Here is a 22,697-nt window from a genome sequence, read left to right as displayed (position 1 = left end):
GCTCCTGGGCCGCGGCCACGGCCACGGCGTCCTTGCCGAGCGTGGCGTGCTTGCGGCCGTAGAAGCCGTAGACCACGAGTCCGAGGACCAGCCAGACGAGGAACCGCAGCCAGGTCTCGACCGCGAGGTTGGTCATCAGCCCCACGCACAGCACCGCCGACGTGATCGGCAGCAGCGGCACCGACGGGGTGCGGAACGGGCGCTTCAGCCGGGGCTTGGTGCGGCGCAGCACCACCACCGCGATCGACACCACGAGGAAGGCGAACAGGGTGCCGATGCTGACCATCTCGGCCAGCGCGGCCAGCGGGACGAAGGCCGCCAGGACTGCCACCACGATCGTCGTGCCGACGGTGATGCGCAGCGGCGTCTGGAACCGCTCGTCGATCTTGCCGACCGAGGCCGGCAGCAGCCCGTCACGGCACAGGGCGAAGCCGATGCGCCCCATCGCGATGATGTCGACGAGGATCACCGACGTGAGTCCCGCGATCGCCGCGATGCCGATGAGGACGGCGGCCCAGCCGAGGCCGACCTGCTTGAAGGCGTCGGAGATCGGCGCTCCCTCGGACAGGTCGGTGTACTTGACCATGCCGACCAGCACGAAGCACACCAGCACGTACAGGATCGTGCAGATCGCCAGCGTGCCGAGCAGGCCACGGGGCATGTCCTTGGCGGGGTCCTTGGTCTCCTCACCGAGGTTGGCCACGGCCTCGAAGCCGCTGTAGGCGAAGAACACGATGGCGGCGGCCACGAAGACCCCCGTGACGCCGAACTGGGTGGGCTGGACCCCGGTGACGAACTGCCACAGCGGCTGCTTGAGCCCGGCGAGCGTGTCGCCGGTCGGCTGCGGCTTCGACGGCGGGATGTAGGGCGAGTAGAAGGCGGACTTGATGAAGAAGACGCCCACTGCGATCACGAACAGGCACACCGACACCTTGATGACCACCAGGGCGTTGGTGACCCACTTGGACTCGCGGATGCCGATGGCCGCGACGAAGCCCAGCACCAGCACGATGAACACCGCGCCCAGGTTGACCACGGAGTTCTTCTCGCCGAAGAACGCCTCCGGCAGGCCGAAGGAGTCCTGCAGGTAGCCCGACCAGCCGCGCGCCACGACGGCGGCGCCCAGTGCGAACTCCAGGATCAGGTCCCACGCGATGATCCAGGCGAAGATCTCGCCGATCGTCGTGTAGGCGTAGGTGTACGAGCTGCCGGCGGTGGGCACGGCCGCGGCCAGCTCGGCGTAGCAGAGGGCCGCCAGCACCGCGACGACTCCGGCGATCAGGAACGAGACCATGACGGCCGGCCCGGCGTTGTTCTTGGCCGCGACGCCGGTCAGGGTGAAGATGCCCGTGCCGATCACGATGCCGATGCCGAAGCCCATGAGGTCCCACTGGCTCAGCCGCTTGCTCAGGCGGACGTGGTGCTCACCGCCCGGCTCGTCGTCGTTCTGGCGCACCACGTCGTCGACGTTCTTGGTGCGCACCAGCTGGCGCAGCATCCCCGATTGACTCATGCCCGACAATCTAGTCAGAAAGATGCGTCCCGCAACTTTCTGTCAGGCGACCAGGGTGTCGACGACGACGGCCGTCCACTCCAGCAGCTCGCGACCGGCGATCGGCGCACCACCGATCGTCGACGCCTTGGGGCGTGGCACCAGCATGACCTCGGCGGCCGCCTTGTAGGTGCTGCGCGGGTAGACGCGGCTCATCCGCGCCTGGGCCGAGTCCGGCAGCACGATGGAGGCGAACCGCACGTTCGGGCCGGCTGCGGTGACCTCGCTCAGACCTGCCTCGCGCACCTTGACCCGCAGGCGGGCGACGTCGAGCAGGGTCTCGACGACCTCGGGTGGCTCGCCGTAGCGGTCCACCAGCTCGGCCCGCAGCTCGTCGACGTCGGGCAGGGCGCGCACGTCGGCCAGTCGCTTGTACATCTCGAGGCGCAGGCGCTCGCTCGGCACGTACTGCTCGGGCAGGTGCGCCTCGATCGGGAAGCTCGATCTTGACCTCGCGGCTGAGGAACCGGTCGTCGTCGGTCTCGCCACGGAACTCCGCAACTGCCTCGCCGACCAGCCGCACGTACAGGTCGAAACCGACGTCGGCGATGTGGCCGGACTGCTCGCCGCCGAGCAGGTTGCCGGCACCACGAATCTCCAGGTCCTTCATCGCCACCGCCATGCCGCCACCGAGCTCGGAGTGCTGGGCGATGGTGGCCAGGCGGTCGTGCGCGGTCTCGGTGAGCGGCTTCTCCGGCGGGTACAGGAAGTACGCGTAGGCGCGTTCGCGGCCGCGCCCGACGCGACCACGCAGCTGGTGCAGCTGGGACAGGCCGAGCGAGTCCGCCCGCTCGATGAGCATGGTGTTGGCGTTGGACACGTCCAGGCCGGACTCGACGATGGTGGTGCAGACCAGCACGTCGAAGCGCTTCTCCCAGAAGTCGACCATGACCTCCTCGAGCCGGTGCTCACCCATCTGTCCGTGCGCCGAGGTGATGCGGGCCTCGGGCACCAGCTCCTTGAGGCGTGCGACGGCCTTGTCGATGCTCTGCACCCGGTTGTGGATGTAGAAGACCTGCCCCTCACGCAGCAGCTCGCGGCGGATGGCGGCGGTGACCTGCTTGTCGTCGTAGGCGCCCACGAACGACAGCACGGGGTGGCGCTCCTCCGGCGGCGTGGCGATGGTCGACATCTCGCGGATGCCGGTGACCGCCATCTCCAGGGTGCGCGGGATGGGCGTGGCCGACATCGACAGGACGTCGACGGCGGCGCGCAGCATCTTCATCGCCTCCTTGTGCTCGACGCCGAAGCGCTGCTCCTCGTCGACGATCACCAGGCCGAGGTCCTTGATGCGCACGCCGGGCTGCAGCAGCCGGTGCGTGCCGATGACCATGTCGACCGATCCGTCGGCCAGCCCCTCGAGGGTGGCCTTGGACTCGGCCTCGGTCTGGAACCGCGACAGCGGACGCATCGTGACCGGGAACTGACCGAACCGTTCGGCGAACGTCGCGAAGTGCTGCTGCACGAGCAGCGTGGTGGGCACCAGCAAGATGACCTGCTTGCCGTCCTGGATGGCCTTGAAGGCGGCACGCACGGCGATCTCGGTCTTGCCGTATCCGACGTCGCCGCACACCAACCGGTCCATCGGCACGGTGCGCTCCATGTCGCGCTTGACCTCGTCGATCGTGACGAGCTGGTCGGGCGTCTCGACGTGGGCGAACGCGTCCTCCAGCTCGGCCTGCCACGGCGTGTCCGGACCGAAGGCGTGGCCCTTGGTCGACTGCCGCGCGGCGTACAGCTTGATCAGCTCGCCGGCGATCTGGCGGACGGCACGACGCGCCTTGTTCTTGCGGTTGGTCCAGTCGGCTCCGCCGAGGCGGTCCAGGCTCGGCGACTCCCCGCCGATGTAGCGGGTGACCTGGTCGAGCTGGTCCATCGGCACGAACAGCCGGTCCGGCGGCTGGCCGCGCTTGCTGGCTCCGTACTCGACGACCAGGTACTCGCGAGCCGCACCCTGCACGACCCGCTGCACCATCTCGACGTACCGGCCGACGCCGTGCTGCTCGTGGACGACGTGGTCGCCGGGCGACAGCTCCAGGGGGTCGATCTGCTTGCGGCGGCGCGACGGCATCTTGCGCTCGGTCCGGTCGGCGGGTCGCTGGCCGACGAGGTCGTCGTACGTGACGACCACCAGGTCCAGCGGCGGCGACACGAAGCCGTGGTCGAGCTCGCCCAGCACCACCTGCACGACGCCGGCGGTGCCCCAGCCCGGTGTGTCGTCCTCGCTGATGGCAGCGGCGATGTCGTGCTCGGCCAGCCACTCGACGGTGCGCTGGGCCTGCCCGTGACCGGGCACCACCATGACGACGCGGCGACCCGACGCGAGCCACGCGCGCACGTCGACGAGCGCTGCAGCCGTGTCGCCGCGGTAGGTGGGCGCCGCCTCCATCTCGACCGAACGCGACCCGGACACGTCGAGGCCGAACGGCGACAGCCCCACCCAGCCGAGCCCGCGGGCGAGGGCGTCGTCGTGCACCTCGCCCAGCTCGTGGAACGAGGCGGTGGCGAGGTCGATGGGCGCCTCGGCCGACGTTCCCGCCGCGGTGGCCCAGGACGCCTCGAGGAACTCGGCGCTGGTGGCGACGAGGTCGGCGGCACGGGCGCGGATCCGCTCGGGGTCGCACAGCAGCACGGATGAACCTGCCGGCAGCAGGTCGATCAGGAGCTCCATCTCGCCGGCCAGCACCGGGCTGAGCGACTCCATGCCCTCGACGACGTGGCCCTCGGCCAGCTTGCCGAGCAGCTCGCGCAGACCGGGGTGGGTCTCGGCCAGCCGCCGGGCTCGCTCCCGCACGTCGTCGGTCAGCAGCATCTCGCGGCACGGTGGCGCCCACACCCGGTCGACGACGTCGAGGGTGCGCTGGTCGGCCACGGCGAAGCGTCGGATCTCGTCGACCGTGTCGCCGAAGAACTCGACACGGAGCGGATGCTCCTCGGTGGGCGGGAAGACGTCGACGATGCCGCCACGCACCGCGAACTCGCCACGACGCTCCACCAGGTCGACACGCGCGTACGCGGCAGCCGCGAGATCGCGCACCACGTCGTCGAGCACGACGTCGTCGCCCTGGCGCAGCTCGACCGGGACCAGGTCGGCCAGTCCCTTGACCTGCGGCTGCAGCAGCGAACGCACCGGGGCGGTGATGACACGCACCGGCCCGGTCTCGTCGGTGTCTCCGGGATGGACCAGGCGGCGCAGGACGGCGAGCCGTTGACCGACGGTGTCCGAGCGCGGTGACAACCGCTCGTGCGGCAGCGTCTCCCACGCGGGGTAGTGCACGACGGCGGCGGCACCGAGCAGCTCGGCGACCTCGTCGCGCAGGTCCTCGGCCTCACGTGCCGTGGCAGTGACCGCCAGCACCGTGCCTCCGCCGGCCAGCGCGTGCGTGAGGAACGGTCGAAGCGGCTCCGGCGCACGGACATCGAGCTCCTGCACGCCGTCGGCACGATCGGACACCACCGACGCGACCGTGGGCTCGGCGAGCACGGCGCTGGCGAGATGGGCCAGCTTCATCGGTTGCCCACGCTCATCGGTTTGCCCATGCTCATCGGTTGAACGCACCTTGGGTCGCCTCGAGACCGTGCGTCATCAGCGACTCGATGGCGTCGGCGCTCTCCTCCAGGTACGTCGGCAGGTCCTTGCGCTCGCTGGCCGCGTACGGCTTGAGCACGAAGTCGTGCACCGACTGGCGCCCCGGCGGACGCCCGATGCCCACCCGCACCCGGAAGAAGTCGCCGGTGCCGGTGGACTGTCGGATCGACTTCAGGCCGTTGTGGCCGTTGTCGCCACCACCGAACTTGATCCGGAGCATGCCGAAGTCGATGTCGAAGCTCGTCGTGGACGACGATCAGGTGCGCCGGGTCGACGTCGTAGAACTTCAGCAACGCCGACACCGGTCCCCCGCTGTCGTTCATGTACGAGCGCGAGCGCCCGAGCACGACCCGCTCACCGGCGAGCCGACCCTCGATGGCGTCGGCCTGACCGGACTTGTGCTTCTTCCAGCCTGCGCCGAGGCGCGTCGCGAGGACCTCGGCGACCATGTACCCGACGTTGTGACGAGTTGCGGCATACCCCGATCCGGGATTGCCGAGCCCGACCACCAGCCAGGTCGCGGTCACTCGTCGTCGGTGCTCTCCGCGGCAGCCGCGCCCTCGGCGGCTGCACCGCCGGCAGCGGCCTCGTCGTCGGACTCGTCGCGCTCGATGCCGGCCTCGGCCTCGGCCTCCTCGAGCTCGGCCTCGAGCTCGGCCTCGGTGGGCTGGTTGGTGATGTTGACCATCAGCATCTCGGGGTCACCGTTGAGCTCGCAGCCCTCGTCGAGCGGGACGTCGCTGGCGTGCAGCTGCGCGCCGACCTCGAGGCCCTCGACGGACAGCTCGAAGTAGCTGGGGATGTGGGTGGCCTCGGCCTCGACGGACACCGAGGTGTTCTCCTGCACGAGCATGGTGCCGGGCGCGGCCTCGCCGACGAGGTGCACGGGGATGTCGACCGTGACCTTCTGGCCCTTCTTGACGATCAGCAGGTCGGCGTGCTCGATGAAGCCGCGGATCGGGTCGCGCTGGACCTGCTTGGGGATGGCCAGGTGGCTGCCCTCGGCGAGGTCGATGTTGAGCAGCGCGTTGGAGTTCTTCAGCGCCATCATCAGGGCGTGTCCGGGCAACGTGATGTGCACCGGCTCGGCGCCCGAGCCGTAGAGCACGGCGGGAACCTTGTCGTCGCGGCGGATGCGGCGGGCCGCACCCTTGCCGAACTCGGTACGGGTCTCGGCGGCGATCTTGATCTCGGCCACGGTTCAGTCTCCTTGGGGCGTGCTGCAGTGCGCGAACGTGCGGGAAGTCATCGGGATGCCGCCTCGGTGGGCGCTCGACACAGCACTCCTGTGGAGCGCCCTGTCGATCACGGTCCGTCAGGACCCTCGCCGAGGCAACCGCTGGAGTCTATCGCAGCGGGCCTCCTGAGCGAAAACGCGCCGGCGAGATCACCCGAGTCCCCGAGCGACGGCGGCACGGCGCTCCAGCACCGTGCGCTCGTCGGCGTTGCGGGTGAGGCGGGCCGCCTCGTCGAACGCAGCGGCGGCCTCCGCCAGCCGACCGTCACGCTCGAGCAGGTCGCCCCGCACGCTCGGCACGGCCGGCGACCCCGAGAGCGCGTCGGGCGCGATCGCGTCGAGCACGGCCAATCCGGCCCGGGGTCCGCGAGCACGACCGTGGGCCACGGCGCGATTGACCTCCACCACGGGGCCGGGGGCCGCTCGCGCCAGGAGGTCGTACAACCCGGCGATCCGCGCCCAGTCCGTGGCTGCGGCCGTGGCGGCCCGTGCGTGCTGCGCCGCGATGGCGGCCTGCAGGCAGTACGAGCCGATCGGCACCCCGCGAGCGCCGAGCTGCTCTGCCCGGCTCAGCGCGGCCAGCCCGCGTCGGATCAGCAGGTCGTCCCACCGCGACCGATCCTGGTCCTCCAGCAGCACCGGTGCGCCGTCGCTGTCGTGACGGGCGGACAGCCGAGAGCCCTGCAGCGCCAGCAGGGCCAGGAGGCCGTGGGCCTCCGGCTCGTCCGGGGCGAGGTCGGCCAGCATCGCCGCGAGCCGGATCGCCTCGGCCACCAGGTCGGACCGAGCCCAGTCGTCGCCGGTGGTGGCCGAGTACCCCTCGTTGAAGACCAGGTAGATGACGGCCATCACGTCGCGCAGTCGCGGTCCCCGCTCGGCCGCCGAGGGGTGCTCGAGCGTGACGCCGGTGAGCGTCCTCTTGGCTCGGGAGATCCGCTGACCCATGGTGGTCTCGGACACCAGGAACCCCCGGGCGATCTCGGCGGTGGTGAGCCCGCCGACCATGCGCAACGTCAGCGCGGCCCGCGACGCCCCGGACAGGGTCGGGTGGCAGCACATGAACATCAGCCGCAGCACGTCGTCCTCGACGTGGTCGACCTGGTCCTCCAGGTCCGGCATGGGATCCACCTGTCGTGCCGAGAGCTCGGCGGTCTTGGTGCGCAGGGTCTGGGCCCGGCGCACCGCGTCGACGGCGCGACGCTTCGCCGTGGTCATGAGCCAGGCGGCGGGGTTGTCCGGCACCCCACCGCCCGGCCACTGCTCCAGCGCGGCGACCAGGGCGTCCTGGGTCGCGTCCTCGGCCATCGCCAGATCGTGCGTCATCCGCACGAGAGCTGCCACGATCCGCGCCGACTCGTCGCGCCACGCCGCGACGATCGCGTCGTCGGTACTGCTGGCCTCGGGCACGAGACCAGCGTAGGAGACCTACTGCTCGGGCACGTCGGGTCCGCCGGCGACCTGGCGCAGCGTGATCACGACCTTCTGGTCGGGCCAGTGATCGGCATGCAGCTGCGCCATCTCGCGCAGGTTCTCGACCGCGTCCTCGTGCGACTCGAACTCCAGCAGCGACCAGCCGCCGACGATCTCCTTGGCCTCGGCGTACGGGCCGTCGACCTCGGTGACACCACCCGACTCGATGACGAAGTTCACTGCGTCCTCGGTGCCGTACAGGCCGCCACCGTCGATGAACACCCCGGCGGCGACGGACTTGGCGATGAACGTGTCCATCGCCTCGAACAGGGCCTGCGGCGGGGGCGCGATGCCCTCTTCCATGCGGACCATTCCCATGTAGCGCGTCATCTGTCGTCCTCTCGTTCTTCGTCGTGCTTGTCATCATGACGTCGAACGGCGGCACGCGATCTCGACATCGCGGCGGGAAGAATGTTGGTCACCGGCTCGGCGGAGCGGTGCGGCGCCAGCTCATGGCGCCGAACAGCACGACGAACAGCACCAGCAGGACACCGGCGATCACGCTGTCGGTGGAGCTCGAGAACGGTGTCACGAGCACCACCACGAACAGCACGATGTTGGTGACGACCAGACCGCCGAGCACCGCCGACAGAGCTGCGAACGCGATCCGCTTGCCCATGCTCAGCTCGAGCGGAGCACCGGTCTCCAGGGACTTCTGGGCGGCCTTCTGGGTGGGCGACCGGCCCTTCGTCGGCGCCGCGGTCTCGAGGTCGACCAACCGCGGAAGGGCCCACCAGGCCAGCCCGCCGCCGACAGCGGCACACACCGTCGCCGCGACCGCCAGGATCGGACCGATCGGTGAGATCAGCAGGCTCAGCAGGATCGACACCACGGCTGCCGCGAGGGCACCTCGCATCCGCCGGGCCGACGCGTCACCGCTCGCCCGTGAGGCGGCTCGGACCGCCAGCGCACCCGCACCAGCGCCCACCGCCGCACCGGCGAGGGTCCCGACCACGGCGAGACCGATCTGCAGGGCGCCCAGCCGGGTGCGATCGGCGGGCTCGGCGAGGTCGTCGCCCAGCACGAGGATCACCAGCACCGAGAGCACCAACCCCAGCCCCACACCGACCGCAGCACCCCACAGGGCGGCCTGCCGGGAGGGTGATCGAGTCATGGTCAGTTCTTGAACAGGCTGGTGACGGAGCCCTCTTCGAACACCGCCGCCGTGGCCTGGGCCAGCAGCGGTGCGATCAACAGCACGGTGAGCTTGTCGAAGTACTTGTCCTCGGCGATGGGCAGCGTGTTGGTGACGATGACCTCGGTGGCCACCGACTCGCTGAGTCGCTGCGACGCCGGGCCGGAGAAGACGGCGTGCGTGGCGGCGATGACCACCGACTCGGCGCCGTCGGCCATCAGCGCCTCCGCGGCCTGCACGATGGTTCCGCCGGTGTCGATGAGGTCGTCGACCAGGATGCAGACCCGCCCCTCGACGTCGCCCACGACGCGATTGGCCTTGGACTCGTTGGGCTTGCGCGGGTCCCGGGTCTTGTGGATGAACGCCAGCGGCGCACCGCCGAGGGCCGCCGCCCAGGACTCGGCGACCTTGATGCGGCCGGCGTCGGGCGAGACGACCGCCAACGGCTTGCGGCCGTACTTCTTCTTCACGTGGCGGGTCAGGATCGGCATGGCCAGCAGGTGGTCGACCGGACCGTTGAAGAAGCCCTGGATCTGAGCGGTGTGCAGGTCGACCGTCATGAGGCGGTCGGCGCCCGCGGTGAGGAACAGGTCGGCCATCAGGCGCGCCGAGATGGGCTCTCGACCGAGGTGCTTCTTGTCCTGGCGGGCGTAGCCGTAGAACGGCAGGATCACGGTGATGCGCTTGGCCGAGGCGCGCTTGAGCGCGTCGACCATGATCAGCTGCTCCATGATCGCCTCGTTGATGGGCGCGGCGTGGCTCTGGATGACGAAGGCGTCACAGCCCCGGACCGACTCGTCGAAGCGCACGTAGATCTCGCCGTTGGCGAAGTCGTAGGCGGTGGTAGGCACGAGCTCGATCTCGAGCAGGTCGGCGACCTCCTGGGCCAGCGTGGGGTGCGCCCGACCGGAGAACAACAACATGCTGCGGGTCGGCGTCCGCTTGGACAGGCTGCTCACTGCTGCGTCTCCTGCGTCGAGTGGTCACCGGCATCGCGCGCGGCGTGGTCGGACATGGAATCGGGACGCTTGGCCGCGACCCACCCCTCCATGGTCCTCTGCGGACCGGCACTGACCGCCAGCGCCCCCGGCGGCACGTCCTCGCGGATCGTGGCTCCAGCGCCGGTGAAGGCGCCGTCGCCCACCTCGACCGGAGCGACGAACGTGTTGTTGGAGGCGGTGCGGGCGTGCCGGCCGATGCGTGTCCGGCTCTTCGTGACCCCGTCGTAGTTGGCGAAGATCGTCCCGGCACCGATGTTGGCGCCCTCGCCGACGTCGCCGTCGCCGACATAGCTGAGGTGGGGCACCTTGGCGCCGTCGCCGATCGTGGAGTTCTTGACCTCGACGAACGTGCCCACCTTGGCGTTCTGGCCGATCTCGTTGCCCGGCCGCAGGTAGGCGAACGGTCCGACCGTGGTGCCCGCACCGACGACCGAGTCCGAGCCGTGGGTGCGGATGATCGTCGCGCCGGTGCCGACCTCGACGTTGCGCAGCGTGGTGTCCGGGCCGATCGTGGCGCCGGGACCGACCACGGTGGCGCCGAGCAGCTGGGTGCCGGGCAGCACGGTGACGTCGGCCGCGAGCGTGACGGCCGAGTCGATCCACGTGGTGGCGGGATCGACGATGGTGACGCCCTCGGCCATCCAGCGCGCGGTGAGACGGCTGTTCAGCTCGCGACCCATGCGTGCCAGCTGGGCGCGATCGTTGACGCCCTCGGTCTGCCAGACGTCCTCGAGCACGTGAGCGCCCACGGGCAGTCCGTCACTGACCGCCTGCGCCACGATGTCGGTCAGGTACAGCTCGCCCTGGGCGTTGCTGGGCTCGAGGCCCTGCACGGCTCGCACCAGGAACGCCGCGTCCACCGCGAGGATGCCGCTGTTGATCTCGGTGATCGCCCGCTCGTCGTCGGCGGCGTCGGCGTGCTCGCGGATGGCGGTGACGGCACCCGATGCGTCCCGGACGATGCGGCCGTATCCCGTGGGGTCGGGCACGTCCGAGGACAAGATGGTGACCGCGCGCTGGGCGCCGCGGTGGTCGTCGACCAGGTCGGCGAGGGTGGCCGTCGTGAGCAGGGGGACGTCGCCGTAGGTGATCAGCACCGTGCCGGTCGGTGGGGCGTCCAGTGCCTCGAGGGCGGCGCGCACGGCGTGGCCGGTGCCGCGCTGCTCGGTCTGCACCGCCTGCACGACGGACGGGTCGATGGCACCGATGGCAGCCGACACCTGCTCGCGGTCATGGCCGACGACGGCGACCGTGGGGCCTGAGCCCAACCCCCCGACCGCGACCAGCGCGTGCTCGATCATGGAGCGCCCCGCGATCTCGTGCAGCACCTTGGCGCGCGACGACTTCATCCGGGTGCCTGCACCCGCCGCCAGGACGATGACGGTGACCTGATCACTCACGCGCCGAGCCTAGCGGGTGTGCTCGCGAGAAATAGTTTTGTCATTTTCGCACTCCAACCGCAGGGCGTTTCGACCAGTGTGACGCAGCCGTCACGATGACCGCCCATCTTCTGGGCCCGCCTTGGCGAATACCCCATGTCAGTTCGGCTGACCTTGTCAGACCTTCTGACCCGTACACCCCCAGGATGTGACCACCATGAGCACCAACCGTTCACGCAAGTACTTCGCCGGCATCGCACTCGCCGCTGTCGCCGCCCTTCCGCTCGCTGCCTGCTCGTCCACGAGCTCGGCTTCGTCCGACACCAGCACCGTCAAGATCGCCAAGCCGGTCGCCAGCATCAACGCCCTGTCCGGCGACACCACCGCCGTCGCACTGGACACCGGATTCACCGACGCCCTCACCTCGCTGGGCCTGACGCCCGGCGTCGTCGGCGACGCCAAGCTGACCGACGGCTCGCTCGCCTTCCCGATCACCGGCGGCAACGTCACCGTGTTCAAGAAGACCGAGGCCAAGCCCTACGTCATCGGCCAGATCCAGCACGAGGGCTCGGGCTTCTCGCTCGAGGCCGGCGGCACCAAGGTCGACATCACCAACCTGAACGTCGATCCGGGCGCCTCGCGTGTCTACGGCGACGTGTCGGTCAACGGCAAGCTGGCCGCGTCCAGCGCGTTCATCTTCCAGCTGCGTGGCGCGACCCTGAAGCCGCTGCAGGTGCAGGGTGACACCGCGATCCTCGAGGGCACCAAGGTGTTCATCTCCCCCGTCGCGGCGGACCTGCTGAACAGCACCTTCAAGACCGACGCCGTCACCGACCAGCTCCTGGTCGGCATCGCGAAGATCACGGTCAACACCACTCCCGCCAGCTGATCGCTGACGGCCACAGTCCTCCTTGTTGGGAGGAACGCTGCGGGCACGACCTCTCTGGGGGTCGTGCCCGCAGTTCTGTCTCCGGCGTCGTCAGGCGAGTCCGAGCTTCATGGCCGACTCCTCGCGCATCTGCACCTTGCGGATCTTGCCCGTGACGGTCATCGGGAACTCGTCGACGACCAAGACGTAGCGCGGGATCTTGTAGTGGGCCAGCTTGCCGTCGCAGAAGGCACGCACGGCGTCGACGTCGAGCGGATCGCGCCCGTCCTTCACCACGATCCAGGCGCACAGCTCCTCGCCGTACCGCTCGTCGGGCACCCCCACCACCTGGACGTCGGCGATGTCGGGGTGGGAGTAGAGGAACTCCTCGATCTCGCGCGGGTAGATGTTCTCGCCGCCGCGGATGACCATGTCCTTGATGCGGCCGACGATGTTGCAGTAGCCGTCCTCGCGCATCTCGGCGAGGTCGCCGGTGTGCATCCAGCCGTCGGCGTCGATCGCCTCGGCGGTCTTGTCCAAATCGTTCCAGTAGCCCTTCATCACCGAGTAACCGCGGGTGCAGAACTCTCCCGGTTCGCCCCGCTCGACGGTTTCGCCCGTGATGGGGTCGACCACCTTGATCTCGACGTGCGGGTGCACCCGGCCGATGGTGGCGGTGCGGCGCTCCAGGTCGTCGTCGGCCAGCGTCTGGCACGACACCGGGGACGTCTCGGTCATGCCGTAGGCGATGGACACGCCGGCCATGTTCATCTCCTCGATGCAGCGCTTCATGACCTCGACCGGGCAGATGGAACCGGCCATGATGCCCGAGCGCAGGGACGACAGGTCGGTCGAGGCGAACGACGGGTCGTTCTGCATGGCGATGAACATGGTCGGCACGCCGTACAGGACCGTGCAGCGCTCCTCCTGGACGACCCGCAGCGTGGTGGCGGGGTCGAAGCCGGGTGCCGGGATGACCATGGTGGCGCCGTGGGTGGTGCAGCCGAGGTTGGCCATCACCATGCCGAAGCAGTGGTAGAACGGCACCGGGATGCAGAGGCGGTCGTCGCTGGTCAGGCGGATCGTCTCGGTGGTGAAGTACCCGTTGTTGAGGATGTTGCGGTGCGAGAGCGTCGCGCCCTTGGGCCGGCCGGTCGTGCCCGACGTGTACTGGATGTTGATCGCGTCGTCCGGGTCGAGACCGGCCATGATCTGACCGACTCGTTCGGGCTCGACCGCTCCGCCCTCGGCCACGAAGGTGTCCCACTCGTCGCCGAGGAACACCACGCGCTCGAGCCCGGGCAGCTGCGACCAGGTCTCGTCGACCATGGCCCGGTAGTTGGACGTCTTGAACGCCTCGGCGGCGATGAGCAGGCGCATGCCCGACTGCTCGACGGCGTAGCTGAACTCGTGGGTGCGGTACGCCGGGTTGACGTTGACGCAGATGATGCCGAGCTTGGCGGTGGCGTACTGCGCGATGGTCCACTCGGCGCAGTTGGGCGCCCAGATGCCGACCCGGTCGCCGGTCTCGATGCCGGCGGCCAGCAGGGCGCGGGCCAGCGCGTCGACGTCGCGGTCGAGCTCGGCGTAGGTCCATCGTCGCCCGGTCTCGGCCTCCACCAGCGCCTCGCGGTCGCCGTGCTCGGCGACGGTGCGCTCGAAGTTGGCGCCGATCGTCTCGTCGAGCAACGGCGTGGACGTGTCTCCGATGTCGTGGGACTCCATGCCGCTCAGGCTACGTGACGCGCATCACTCGACGGTGATCTCGCCCATCTCGTCCCAGCCGTCACCGTCGACCTGGCGACTGACGATCTTCGGCGTGCTGACGAGCGCCTGCCCCATCTCGGACGTCGCCTTCTTGAAGTGCTCGCTGTTGACGTGCGGTCCGGCGCCGTCGTCGGTGAATCCCTCCACCAGCACGAACTCCGACGGATCCTCGACGCTGCGCGACCACTCGAACCACAGGTTGCCGGCCTCGGCGCGGGTGGCCTGCGTGAAGTCGTCGACCAGGTCCAGCCACCGGTCGGTCCACTCGGGCTTCGTCTTGAACTTGACCACGATGAAGTACATGCCCCCCAGTGTGCCGCGAAGAACAGGGCAACGCTCACGACACCGTGCCGTCCCGCTCGTCGGGGTTCGACGATCGCGCCATCGACGGGGCTGGCGGGAGCGGAACCGGCCCACGAGGGACCGAAATGCCGCCGGACCCCTCGCCGTCGTCGTCGCCCCTGCCGCGCCGCCGTCGCCAGGTCTCTGGATCGAGCAGCGCCGTCAGCCCGTACGCCATGCACGGCACGACGAACCCCAGCAGGACGACGAGCCCGATCGTTCCCAGCACCTCCGGCAACACAGCCGCTCCCTGCCTGACTCGTCCAGCCCGTGGCACCTCCTGGCTCCCCGGGCAGGAGTCGAACCTGCGTCGCTTGTCCTGATTCAAAGTCAGGCGGGCCCTGCCGGCAGACCAACCGGGGAATGTGCGCCCCAGTCTAGGCCCGCGCCGCCTCGAGAGCCTCGACCCCGTCCGACGAGGCACCGAGTGGCGCATCGTGAACCGCGAGTGGCGCAGTTCGGTCGGGTTAGCGCTCGAAATCGAGCCATTTCGCGCCACTCGCGTGGGATGCTCGGGCGATGTCGTCCCTGCACGTGGCCCGGCGCGAGCCGTCGGGCAGCCCGAAGTCCACTCCCCTGCTGTTCGTCCACGGTGCGTGGCACGCGTCGTGGTGCTGGACCGAGCACTTCCTCGACGACTTCGCCGCCCGCGGGTACTCGGTCGCTGCACTGGACCTGCGCGGTCACGGTGACTCGCCGGCGCACGGCAGCTTCAAGACCGCGCGCATCCGCGACTACGTGGCCGACGTCGCCGAGGTGGCGGGCACGTTCGACACCCCGCCGGTGGTCGTCGGGCACTCCATGGGCGGCATGGTCGTGCAGAAGTACCTCGAGCGGCACGCGGCGCCGGGCGGCGTGCTGGTGGCGTCGGTGCCGCCGCGAGGCGTGATCGGCGTGACGCTGGACATCGCCCGCCACCGGCCCGGGCCGTTCGCCAGGGCCAACGCCACCTGGTCGCTGTACCCGATGGTCAAGGACCCGGCCGTCGCGCGCGACATGTTCTACAGCCACCACCTCGACGACGCCACCGCCCTGGACTACGCCGGTCGCGTGCAGGACGAGGCCTTCTTCGCCTTCCTCGACATGCTGGTGCTGGACCGGCCCAAGCCCCAGCGGGTCTCGGCGCCGATGCTGGTGCTCGGCGGCGAGCTGGACACGATCTTCCCTCCCCCGGACGTGGCCGCCACCGCCCGCGCGTACGACACCGAGCCGGTGATGTTCGACGCCGGGCACAACCTGATGCTCGAGCCGGCCTGGCCGGACGTGGCGCAGACGATCAGCGACTGGCTGGATCGCCTGCCGGCCTGACCGCCACGCAGAACACCCGCTCGAACGGCAGCACGGTTCCGTACGGCCGCTGCGGATACGCCACCCGCAGGGCCGCCTTGTACCGGTCGACGAAGTCCTCGCGCAGGTCGTCCGGCAGAGCCTGCAGCACCGGCCGCGCGCCGGTGCCGGAGATCCACTCGAAGACCGGGTCCTCGCCGGGAAGGACGTGCAGGTACTCGGTCCGCCACGCGTCGACCGACCAGCCGAGCCCGGCGAACAGGTCCAGGTAGTCGTCGGCCCGCTCCGTGCCGCGGGCGTGGTGCAGGCCCTCGGTGTGCGCCGCGAACGGCGGACGCGAGGAGATCTCGTGCAGCAGTCGGTGACTCGGGGCGTCGAAGTTGTGCGGGACCTGCAGGGCGAACGCACCGCCGGGGCGGACGTGGCCGGCGAGACGCTCGATCACGGCCAGGGGGTCGGGCACCCACTGGAACAGCGCGTTGGACGTGATCACGTCGACCGCGCCGTCCGGCGTCCAGGTCGCGACGTCGGCGGTCTCGTAGCTCGCCGCAGCATCGACGTTCTCGCGCACGGCGCGCTCGACCATCTCCGGAGACGAGTCGACGCCGTGGATGTCCGCGTCCGGGAACCGCGACCGCAGGACCGAGGTCAGCTGGCCCGGGCCGCAACCGAGGTCGACCACGGTGGCGGCGTCGACCGGGATGCGCGAGACCAGGTCGACGAACGGACGGCCCCGCTCGTCGGCGAAGCGCAGGTACTGATCGGGGTTCCACATGGCCATGGGTCCAGCCTAGGACAATTTATCTTGATGTCAAGATACTTGATATCAAGAGTTGATTCTCTCGAGCTGCCCCGCCAACGACATCAGGCGCACGTCGTCGTCGCGACGCGCGATCAGCTGGATCGCCAGCGGCAGGCCGTTGTCAGCCGTGCCGGCCGGCATCGAGACGGCCGGGACGCCCGCATGGTTCCACTGCGCCGTGTACGGGTAGAACGCGTTCATCGACAAGACCGTCGACAACCCACCCCTGCCCTTCCAGTGCTCCACCGGCACGGCCGGGCCGCTCATCACCGGGGTCAGCAGCACGTCGACGCCCAGGGCGTCGTGCACCCCGTCGCCCCACTCGCGCCCCTTGCGCTTGGCCCACGCGACCGCCTTCGGACCGAACGGCCGACCGAGCCGCGCGATGGCACGGGTGCGCGACTCCAGGGCCGTCGGGTCGTCGACCCCGTCGGCACCGTCGCGGATGCCGGCGAGGTAGCGGACCGTCAGGGCCTTCGACGCCAGCGGGTACGGAACGTCCACCTCGACGACGGCATGGCCGGCGTCCCGCAGGCTCGCCGCCGTCGCCTCGACCGCTGCCCGCACCTGCGGGTCGAGCGGAAGTGCCTTGGTGGCCGCGGCGGCGCTGAACGACACCCCGATCCGCAACGGCGCGGGGTCGGAGGCGGCCGCCTCCACGAGCGATGCGGGGAACCGGCCGAACGCGTCGAGGAACAGGGCGCTGTCGGCGACCCGGGCCGCGAGCCCACCCTGGGTCGACAGGTCGTGCCAGCCGCCCGAGCTGGGCATCGTGCCCTGCGTGGGCTTGAAGCCGACCAGCCCGCAGCACGACGCGGGGATGCGGATCGACCCGGCACCGTCAGACGCCGTGGCGACCCCGACGGCTCCGGCGGCGACCAGCGCTGCCGATCCGCCCGACGACCCGCCGGGCGTGTGGTCGTGGTGGTGCGGGTTCCGGGTGATGCCCGTGCGATCGGACTCGGTGAACCCGAAGATCGCCAGCTCGGGCAACGTGGACTTGGCCACCAGCACCATGCCCGCAGCCCGCATGGCGGCGACCAGCTCGGTGTCCGCGGCCGCGACGCTCGTGGCCCCCCGGCTGCCCCGGCCGGTGACCTGGCCGGCGATGTCGAGGTCGTCCTTGACCGCGACCGGGATGCCGAGCAGCGGACCGGACTCCCCCGCCGACCGGCGCCGGTCGGCGTCGTCGGCCGCCGCGAGCGCGTCCTCACCCATGATCGTCACCGTGGCGTTGAGATCGGGCTCCACGCGTTCGATCGCCGCCAGCGTCGCCTCGGTGAGGCGCCTCGACGTGAGGGTGCCGGCGGCGAGCAGGTCACCCTGGCGGGTCGGGCCGAGGGCCGGCAGGTCGGCGTCGTCGAGATCGGGCACCCCCGCACGCTACCGCCGCACGACGGTCCGAGCAGGCCGATTCCGACGGCTCGACGACCTGGATCCGCGACGTACGCTGGACACATGGTTTCTCGACGCAACCTGTTTCGATTCCTGTCCGGCGCCTCCGCCGCCCTGGTCATGTGCGCGGCCCTCGCTGCGTGCTCGGGCTCGGATCCCGGCTCGACACCCGCTGACACGTCCACGCCTGCCCCGGCGTCCACCGGCTCGCCCGGTGGCGACAGCCCTGGATCGACGTCCGCATCGTCGTCCGGCGCCACGCCCACCTGCGCCACGCGTGACCTGAAGGTCGCGCTCGACCCGACCCCCGGCGGCGGGACGGCGGGGGCCACCCACGCCGAGGTCACGTTCACCAACACGACGGACGCGCCCTGCGCCATGACGGGCTGGCCGGGCGTCTCCTTCGTCGGCCATGGCAACGGCACCCAGGTCGGCGCCGCGGCCGACCGCACCGGGTCGGCCACCGTCATCACCCTCGCTCCGGGTGCCGTCGCCGCAGCCGACCTCACCGAGTCCGATCCCGGCGCCCACGGCTGCTCGACCTCGACCGACGGACTGCGCGTCTACCCGCCCAACAACCGCGATGCCGTGTTCGTCAAGAACCCCGGCCAGGCCTGCAGCGACACCAGCGAGCACCTGCTGACAGTCGCGCCGGTGCATCTGCGCTGAGTCCCCGGCGCCCGGATCTGCGGCCGCGGAGAACAATCTCGACGTCAAGAATCTTGATGATGCCCCTCGACGCGGTAGCCTCGACCCATGGAGGACGAGGTCGACCGGCTGGTCGAGGCGTGGACGCGTGAGCGCCCCGATCTCGACGTCACACCGATGCAGGTGCTCAGTCGCATCAGCCGTCTCGCCCTGCACCTGGACCGCGCACGGCGCGAGGCGTTCGCCGACCACGGGCTGGAGACCTCCGACTTCGACGTCCTGTCGGCGCTGCGACGCTCCGGCGAGCCCTACCAGCTCTCCCCCGGTCAGCTGGTCCAGCAGACCCTGGTCACCAGCGGCACCATGACCCACCGCGTCGACCGGCTGGTCGACAAGGACCTGGTCGAGCGCCTGCCCGACCCGAGCGACCGGCGCGGCGTGCTCGTGCGCCTCACGGCCGACGGACGCTCCAGCGTCGACGGCGCCTTCGGCGAGCTGCTCGTGCGCGAGAAGCAGCTGCTGGCCGATCTCGACGACGCCTCCGTGGCGGCCGTGGCCGACGCCCTGCGCACCCTGTCCCTGCCCTTCGACGCGTCCTAGGAAACAGCACACGTGGCCCACCTCCTCGGCGTCGAGCAGATCTCGCTCGACTTCCCGACCAAGACCGTCTTCGGATCGGTCACCATCGGCATCGACGAAGGCGATCGGATCGGCATCGTCGGCCGCAACGGCGACGGCAAGTCCACGCTCCTGCGCATCCTCGCCGGTCGACTCGAGCCCGACTCCGGCCGCGTCACCGTGCGCGGAGGGGTCGAGATCGCGATGCTCGACCAGACCGACACCCTCGACCAGGCCGGGACCGTCGGCCAGGCCGTCGTCGGCGACCGCGACGAGCACGAGTGGGCCGGCGACGCCCGGATCCGCGACGTGATCGACGGCCTGGTCTCCGACATCGCCTGGGACGCCGTCGTCGGCACCCTCTCGGGCGGGCAGCGACGCCGCGTCGCCCTGGCAGCGCTGCTCGTGGAGGACCACGACGTCCTGTTCCTCGACGAGCCCACCAACCACCTCGACGTCGAGGGCATCACCTGGCTGGCTGGTCACCTCAAGACCCGGTGGTCGGCCAACGCCGGCGGCCTGCTGGTCGTGACCCACGATCGCTGGTTCCTCGACGAGGTCTGCAACGCCACCTGGGAGGTGCACGACGGCATCGTCGAGCCGTTCGAGGGCGGCTACGCCGCCTACATCCTGCAGCGTGTCGAGCGCGACCGGCACGCGTCGGCCACCGAGGCCAAGCGCCAGAACCTCATGCGCAAGGAGCTGGCCTGGCTGCGACGCGGCGCTCCTGCCCGTACCTCCAAGCCCAAGTTCCGCATCGACGCCGCCAACGCGCTGATCGAGAACGAACCCCCGCCCCGCGACCCGATCGTGCTGCAGCAGATGGCCACCTCGCGGCTCGGGAAGGACGTCGTCGACATCCTCGACTGCTCGGTCTCCTACGACGGGACCCGCGACGTCCTCGACCACGTCGAGTGGCGCATCGGCCCCGGCGAGCGCACCGGCATCCTCGGGGCGAACGGGTCGGGCAAGTCCACCCTGCTGGGACTCGTGACCGGCGCCGTCCAGCCGTCCTCGGGACGCGTCAAGCGCGGCAAGACCGTCAAGGTCGTGACGCTCACCCAGGAGCTCGACCAGCTCAAGGACGTCGGGGCCGACCGGGTCAGCGACGTCGTCGGCCGCCAGCGCACCGCCTACGTCTCCGGCGGCAAGGAGATGACCCCCAGCCAGCTGCTGGAGCGCCTCGGCTTCACCAGCGCCCAGATGTCGACGCCCGTGCGCGACCTGTCCGGCGGCCAGAAGCGCCGCCTGCAGCTGCTGCTGATCCTGCTCGACGAGCCGAACGTGCTGGTGCTCGACGAGCCCACCAACGACCTCGACACCGACATGCTGGCCGCCATGGAGGACCTGCTGGACTCGTGGCCGGGAACCCTGCTGGTGGTCTCGCACGACCGGTACCTGCTCGAGCGCATCACCGACCAGCAGTACGCGATCCTCGACGGGCACCTGCGCCACCTCCCGGGTGGCGTCGACCAGTACCTCGACCTGCGGCGCCAGCAGGACCGCCAGAGCGCCGCACCGGCCGCGGCTGCGCCGGCCTCCACCAGCAGCGAGCTCAGCGGCGCCGCACGGCACGCCGCCCGCAAGGAGCTCGGGTCCACCGAGCGGCGACTCGCCACGGTGCTCAAGCGCATCGCCGCGCTGCAGGCCGAGCTCGAGACCCACGACCCTGCCGACTACCCGGGACTGACGCGCCTCGGTCAGCAGATCAGCGAGGCGGAGGCCCAGCAGGCCTCGATCGAGGAGCAGTGGCTCGAGCTGTCCGAGCTGCTGGGCTGAGCTCCCCGCAGCCGGACAGACCTCACGGTCACCCGATGATGCGGGCGCCCGGAACCGGCCCGCGCGACTGGATCACGTCGGCACAGGCGGCCGCGCTGCTGAGCGCGATGGAGACGTCCAGTCCGTGCTGCTCGTCCTCGACCAGGAACATCGCCGTGGGTCCCGACCCGGACAGGATCGCGCCGAGAGCACCGGCGTCGAGACCGATCTCGAGGGTGTCGGTCAGCTCGGGGCGCAGCGAGAGCGCGGCCTCGGTCAGGTCGTTGGACAGGTGGTCGCCGAGCGCATCGGCGTCGCCGGCACGCAACGCTGCCATCAGAGCGTCGGGGACCACCGGATCGTCGATCAGCTGGCCCTCGTTGAGGCGGTCGAACTCGGCGTAGACCGCTGCCGTGGACAGGCCGTGCGCGGCCGTGGCGAAGACCCAGTGGTACCCGCCGCGCGCCAGGACCGGGCTGACCGTCTCGCCACGTCCGCCGCCGAGCGCGATGCCCCCGTGCAGAAGGAACGGGACGTCGCTGCCGAGCCGTGCCGCGATCGGATCGAGGTCCGCCTTGGTCAGGCCGGTGCCCCACGCCTCGTTGCAGGCCACCAGCGCTGCTGCCGCGTCGGCGGACCCGCCGGCCATGCCGCCGGCGACCGGGATGACCTTGCGGATCGCCAGGTCCACGCCGCGATCGGCCCCGGTGGCCTCCTGCAGGGCCCGCGCCGCACGCACCGCGAGGTTGTCCTCGTTCTCCGGCACGATCACGGACTCGGCGTACGCATCCATCTCGGCGTGCACGGTGATGGTCACCTGGTCGTCGTCTCGCGCCGTGGCCCTGATCTCGTCGTGCAGGTCGACGGCCTGGTAGACCGTGGCGAGCGGGTGGTAGCCGTCCGGACGGACCGGGCCGACGCCGAGGCACAAGTTGATCTTGGCGGGCACGCGGACGGTCACGGAGGTCACGGCATCAACCTAGGGGATGGTCCGAAGGCGTCTGCGAGGCGGACGAAGTCGGCCAGTGCCAGCTGCTCGCCGCGAGCCTGCGGCGAGATGCCCGCTGCGACCAGGGCGTCCTCGGCGGCGGCGGGCGATCCGGCGAACGAGCCCAGCGCCGAGCGCAGGGTCTTGCGCCGCTGGGCGAACGCGGCGTCCACCACCGCGAAGGTGCGGCGCCGCAGCTCGTCGTCGCCGGGCGGTTCACGCCGGGTCCACGCCACCAGCGCCGAGTCGACGTTGGGTGCCGGCCAGAAGATGGTGCGCCCGATCGATCCGGCCAGCCGCAGGTCGCCGTACCAGGCCGCCTTGATGCTCGGGATGCCGTAGGTCCGCGACCCGGGAGCCGCCGCCAGCCGGTGGGCCACCTCGGACTGCACCATCACCAACCCGCTCGCGATGGTCGAGAAGTGCTCGAAGAAGTGCAGCAGCACCGGCACCGAGACGTTGTACGGCAGGTTGGCGACGAGCGCGGTCGGTGCCGCTCCGGGCAACGTCTGGACCTTCATGGCGTCGGCGACGACCAGCTCGAAGGACCTGCCGGGGGCGTGGGAGTCGATGGTGGCCGGCAGCTGACCGGCCAGGACCTCGTCGATCTCGACCGCTGTGACGTGCGCCGCCACCTCGAGCAGACCCAGGGTCAGCGACCCGAGACCCGGGCCGATCTCGACCACGACGTCGTCGGGTCCGACCCCGGACGTGCGCACGATGCGCCGCACCGTGTTGGCGTCGATGACGAAGTTCTGCCCGCGCTGCTTGGTCGGACGAATGCCGCACCGTGCGGCCAGCTCCCGCACCTCCGCGGGCCCGAGGAGTCGGACGGGCTCGTCACCGGGAGCGCCCTGACCC

General features: G+C 70.5%; 19 protein-coding genes, 1 tRNA gene and 4 pseudogenes. 6 read left to right on the top strand and 18 right to left on the bottom strand.

Translation table 11 applies throughout. From position 1 onward, the window contains the following. Window positions 1–106: 106 nt before the first annotated feature. The 10 genes and pseudogenes from AC0L5F_RS14140 to glmU all read right to left on the bottom strand — a co-directional run. A pseudogene (locus tag AC0L5F_RS14140) lies at window positions 107–1,381 on the bottom strand (amino acid permease); the annotation flags it as partial. Between the two features lie 174 nt (window positions 1,382–1,555). Beyond that, a pseudogene (mfd, locus tag AC0L5F_RS14135) lies at window positions 1,556–5,063 on the bottom strand (transcription-repair coupling factor). Window positions 5,064–5,094: 31 nt separating this feature from the next. Then, on the bottom strand, window positions 5,095–5,361 hold the full coding sequence (locus AC0L5F_RS14130; RefSeq protein ID WP_473314044.1) for an aminoacyl-tRNA hydrolase: 267 nt from the start codon (window positions 5,359–5,361) through the stop codon (window positions 5,095–5,097). A gap of 79 nt (window positions 5,362–5,440) precedes the next feature. Next, a pseudogene (locus tag AC0L5F_RS14125) lies at window positions 5,441–5,650 on the bottom strand (aminoacyl-tRNA hydrolase); the annotation flags it as partial. A 14-nt stretch (window positions 5,651–5,664) separates the two neighbouring features. Further along, window positions 5,665–6,339, bottom strand: coding sequence for a 50S ribosomal protein L25/general stress protein Ctc (locus AC0L5F_RS14120; protein ID WP_473314043.1), 675 nt, complete (start codon window positions 6,337–6,339; stop codon window positions 5,665–5,667). Window positions 6,340–6,528: 189 nt separating this feature from the next. After that, window positions 6,529–7,785: an RNA polymerase sigma factor gene (locus tag AC0L5F_RS14115; protein WP_473314042.1), complete on the bottom strand. Its 1,257-nt coding sequence runs from the start codon at window positions 7,783–7,785 to the stop codon at window positions 6,529–6,531. An 18-nt stretch (window positions 7,786–7,803) separates the two neighbouring features. Next, a complete protein-coding gene (locus AC0L5F_RS14110) occupies window positions 7,804–8,178 on the bottom strand; it encodes a YciI family protein (protein WP_473314041.1) in 375 nt (124 codons plus the stop codon). An 88-nt stretch (window positions 8,179–8,266) separates the two neighbouring features. Beyond that, window positions 8,267–8,962 (bottom strand): hypothetical protein, encoded by a 696-nt coding sequence (locus tag AC0L5F_RS14105; RefSeq protein WP_473314040.1) that lies wholly within the window; start codon window positions 8,960–8,962, stop codon window positions 8,267–8,269. Between the two features lie 2 nt (window positions 8,963–8,964). Further along, window positions 8,965–9,906, bottom strand: coding sequence for a ribose-phosphate diphosphokinase (locus AC0L5F_RS14100; protein ID WP_473316198.1), 942 nt, complete (start codon window positions 9,904–9,906; stop codon window positions 8,965–8,967). Window positions 9,907–9,938: 32 nt separating this feature from the next. Next, on the bottom strand, window positions 9,939–11,384 hold the full coding sequence (gene glmU, locus AC0L5F_RS14095) for a bifunctional UDP-N-acetylglucosamine diphosphorylase/glucosamine-1-phosphate N-acetyltransferase GlmU (protein ID WP_473314039.1): 1,446 nt from the start codon (window positions 11,382–11,384) through the stop codon (window positions 9,939–9,941). A 196-nt stretch (window positions 11,385–11,580) separates the two neighbouring features. On the opposite strand from glmU, the gene AC0L5F_RS14090 reads away from it, so the two are divergent. After that, window positions 11,581–12,252 carry a hypothetical protein gene (locus AC0L5F_RS14090; protein ID WP_473314038.1) on the top strand — a complete coding sequence of 224 codons (672 nt, stop codon included), beginning with the start codon at window positions 11,581–11,583 and terminating at the stop codon, window positions 12,250–12,252. Between the two features lie 90 nt (window positions 12,253–12,342). On the opposite strand, the gene AC0L5F_RS14085 is transcribed toward AC0L5F_RS14090, so the two are convergent. The 4 genes from AC0L5F_RS14085 to AC0L5F_RS14070 all read right to left on the bottom strand — a co-directional run bounded on the left by AC0L5F_RS14085 (window position 12,343) and on the right by AC0L5F_RS14070 (window position 14,703). Continuing rightward, entirely contained in the window at window positions 12,343–13,956 is a 1,614-nt protein-coding gene (locus tag AC0L5F_RS14085; RefSeq protein ID WP_473314037.1) for an AMP-binding protein, read from the bottom strand. A 24-nt stretch (window positions 13,957–13,980) separates the two neighbouring features. Beyond that, entirely contained in the window at window positions 13,981–14,301 is a 321-nt protein-coding gene (locus AC0L5F_RS14080; RefSeq protein WP_473314036.1) for a putative quinol monooxygenase, read from the bottom strand. Window positions 14,302–14,335: 34 nt separating this feature from the next. After that, window positions 14,336–14,581 (bottom strand): hypothetical protein, encoded by a 246-nt coding sequence (locus tag AC0L5F_RS14075; RefSeq protein ID WP_473314035.1) that lies wholly within the window; start codon window positions 14,579–14,581, stop codon window positions 14,336–14,338. 40 nt (window positions 14,582–14,621) lie between these two features. Further along, window positions 14,622–14,703: transfer RNA gene (locus AC0L5F_RS14070), tRNA-Gln, on the bottom strand. A gap of 156 nt (window positions 14,704–14,859) precedes the next feature. On the opposite strand from AC0L5F_RS14070, the gene AC0L5F_RS14065 reads away from it, so the two are divergent. After that, entirely contained in the window at window positions 14,860–15,648 is a 789-nt protein-coding gene (locus AC0L5F_RS14065) for an alpha/beta hydrolase (protein WP_473314034.1), read from the top strand. Here the strand turns inward: AC0L5F_RS14065 and AC0L5F_RS14060 are convergent. Together AC0L5F_RS14060 and AC0L5F_RS14055 are read right to left on the bottom strand one after the other, a co-directional pair. Beyond that, window positions 15,617–16,408 (bottom strand): methyltransferase domain-containing protein, encoded by a 792-nt coding sequence (locus tag AC0L5F_RS14060; RefSeq protein ID WP_473314033.1) that lies wholly within the window; start codon window positions 16,406–16,408, stop codon window positions 15,617–15,619. The two genes, AC0L5F_RS14065 and AC0L5F_RS14060, sit on opposite strands and share 32 nt — an antisense overlap. A 45-nt stretch (window positions 16,409–16,453) precedes the next feature. Further along, a complete protein-coding gene (locus tag AC0L5F_RS14055) occupies window positions 16,454–17,803 on the bottom strand; it encodes an amidase family protein (RefSeq protein WP_473314032.1) in 1,350 nt (449 codons plus the stop codon). Between the two features lie 84 nt (window positions 17,804–17,887). Between AC0L5F_RS14055 and AC0L5F_RS14050 the strand changes: the two genes are divergently transcribed. From AC0L5F_RS14050 to AC0L5F_RS14035, 4 genes and pseudogenes are all read left to right on the top strand, one after another. Next, window positions 17,888–18,493: a DUF4232 domain-containing protein gene (locus AC0L5F_RS14050; protein WP_473314031.1), complete on the top strand. Its 606-nt coding sequence runs from the start codon at window positions 17,888–17,890 to the stop codon at window positions 18,491–18,493. An 87-nt stretch (window positions 18,494–18,580) separates the two neighbouring features. Beyond that, the gene (locus AC0L5F_RS14045) at window positions 18,581–19,072 is read left to right on the top strand and encodes a MarR family winged helix-turn-helix transcriptional regulator (protein ID WP_473314029.1); all 492 of its coding nucleotides are present in this window, start codon (window positions 18,581–18,583) and stop codon (window positions 19,070–19,072) included. A 12-nt stretch (window positions 19,073–19,084) separates the two neighbouring features. Next, window positions 19,085–19,553 (top strand): annotated as a pseudogene (locus AC0L5F_RS14040) (ATP-binding cassette domain-containing protein); the annotation flags it as partial. 65 nt (window positions 19,554–19,618) lie between these two features. After that, window positions 19,619–20,869 (top strand): ABC-F family ATP-binding cassette domain-containing protein, encoded by a 1,251-nt coding sequence (locus AC0L5F_RS14035; RefSeq protein ID WP_473316197.1) that lies wholly within the window; start codon window positions 19,619–19,621, stop codon window positions 20,867–20,869. Window positions 20,870–20,897: 28 nt separating this feature from the next. Here the strand turns inward: AC0L5F_RS14035 and AC0L5F_RS14030 are convergent, their stop codons facing one another. Beyond that, entirely contained in the window at window positions 20,898–21,818 is a 921-nt protein-coding gene (locus tag AC0L5F_RS14030) for a 4-(cytidine 5'-diphospho)-2-C-methyl-D-erythritol kinase (protein ID WP_473314028.1), read from the bottom strand. Then, window positions 21,815–22,645 (bottom strand): 16S rRNA (adenine(1518)-N(6)/adenine(1519)-N(6))-dimethyltransferase RsmA, encoded by an 831-nt coding sequence (gene rsmA / locus AC0L5F_RS14025; RefSeq protein ID WP_473314027.1) that lies wholly within the window; start codon window positions 22,643–22,645, stop codon window positions 21,815–21,817. The genes AC0L5F_RS14030 and rsmA overlap by 4 nt, the downstream gene beginning before the upstream one ends. Window positions 22,646–22,697: the final 52 nt, after the last annotated feature.

This window comes from Aeromicrobium sp. 10G20-16 (assembly GCF_055809665.1).
Note: the sequence above shows the minus strand (reverse complement) of the source record. Positions and strands in the feature narration are given on the sequence as shown.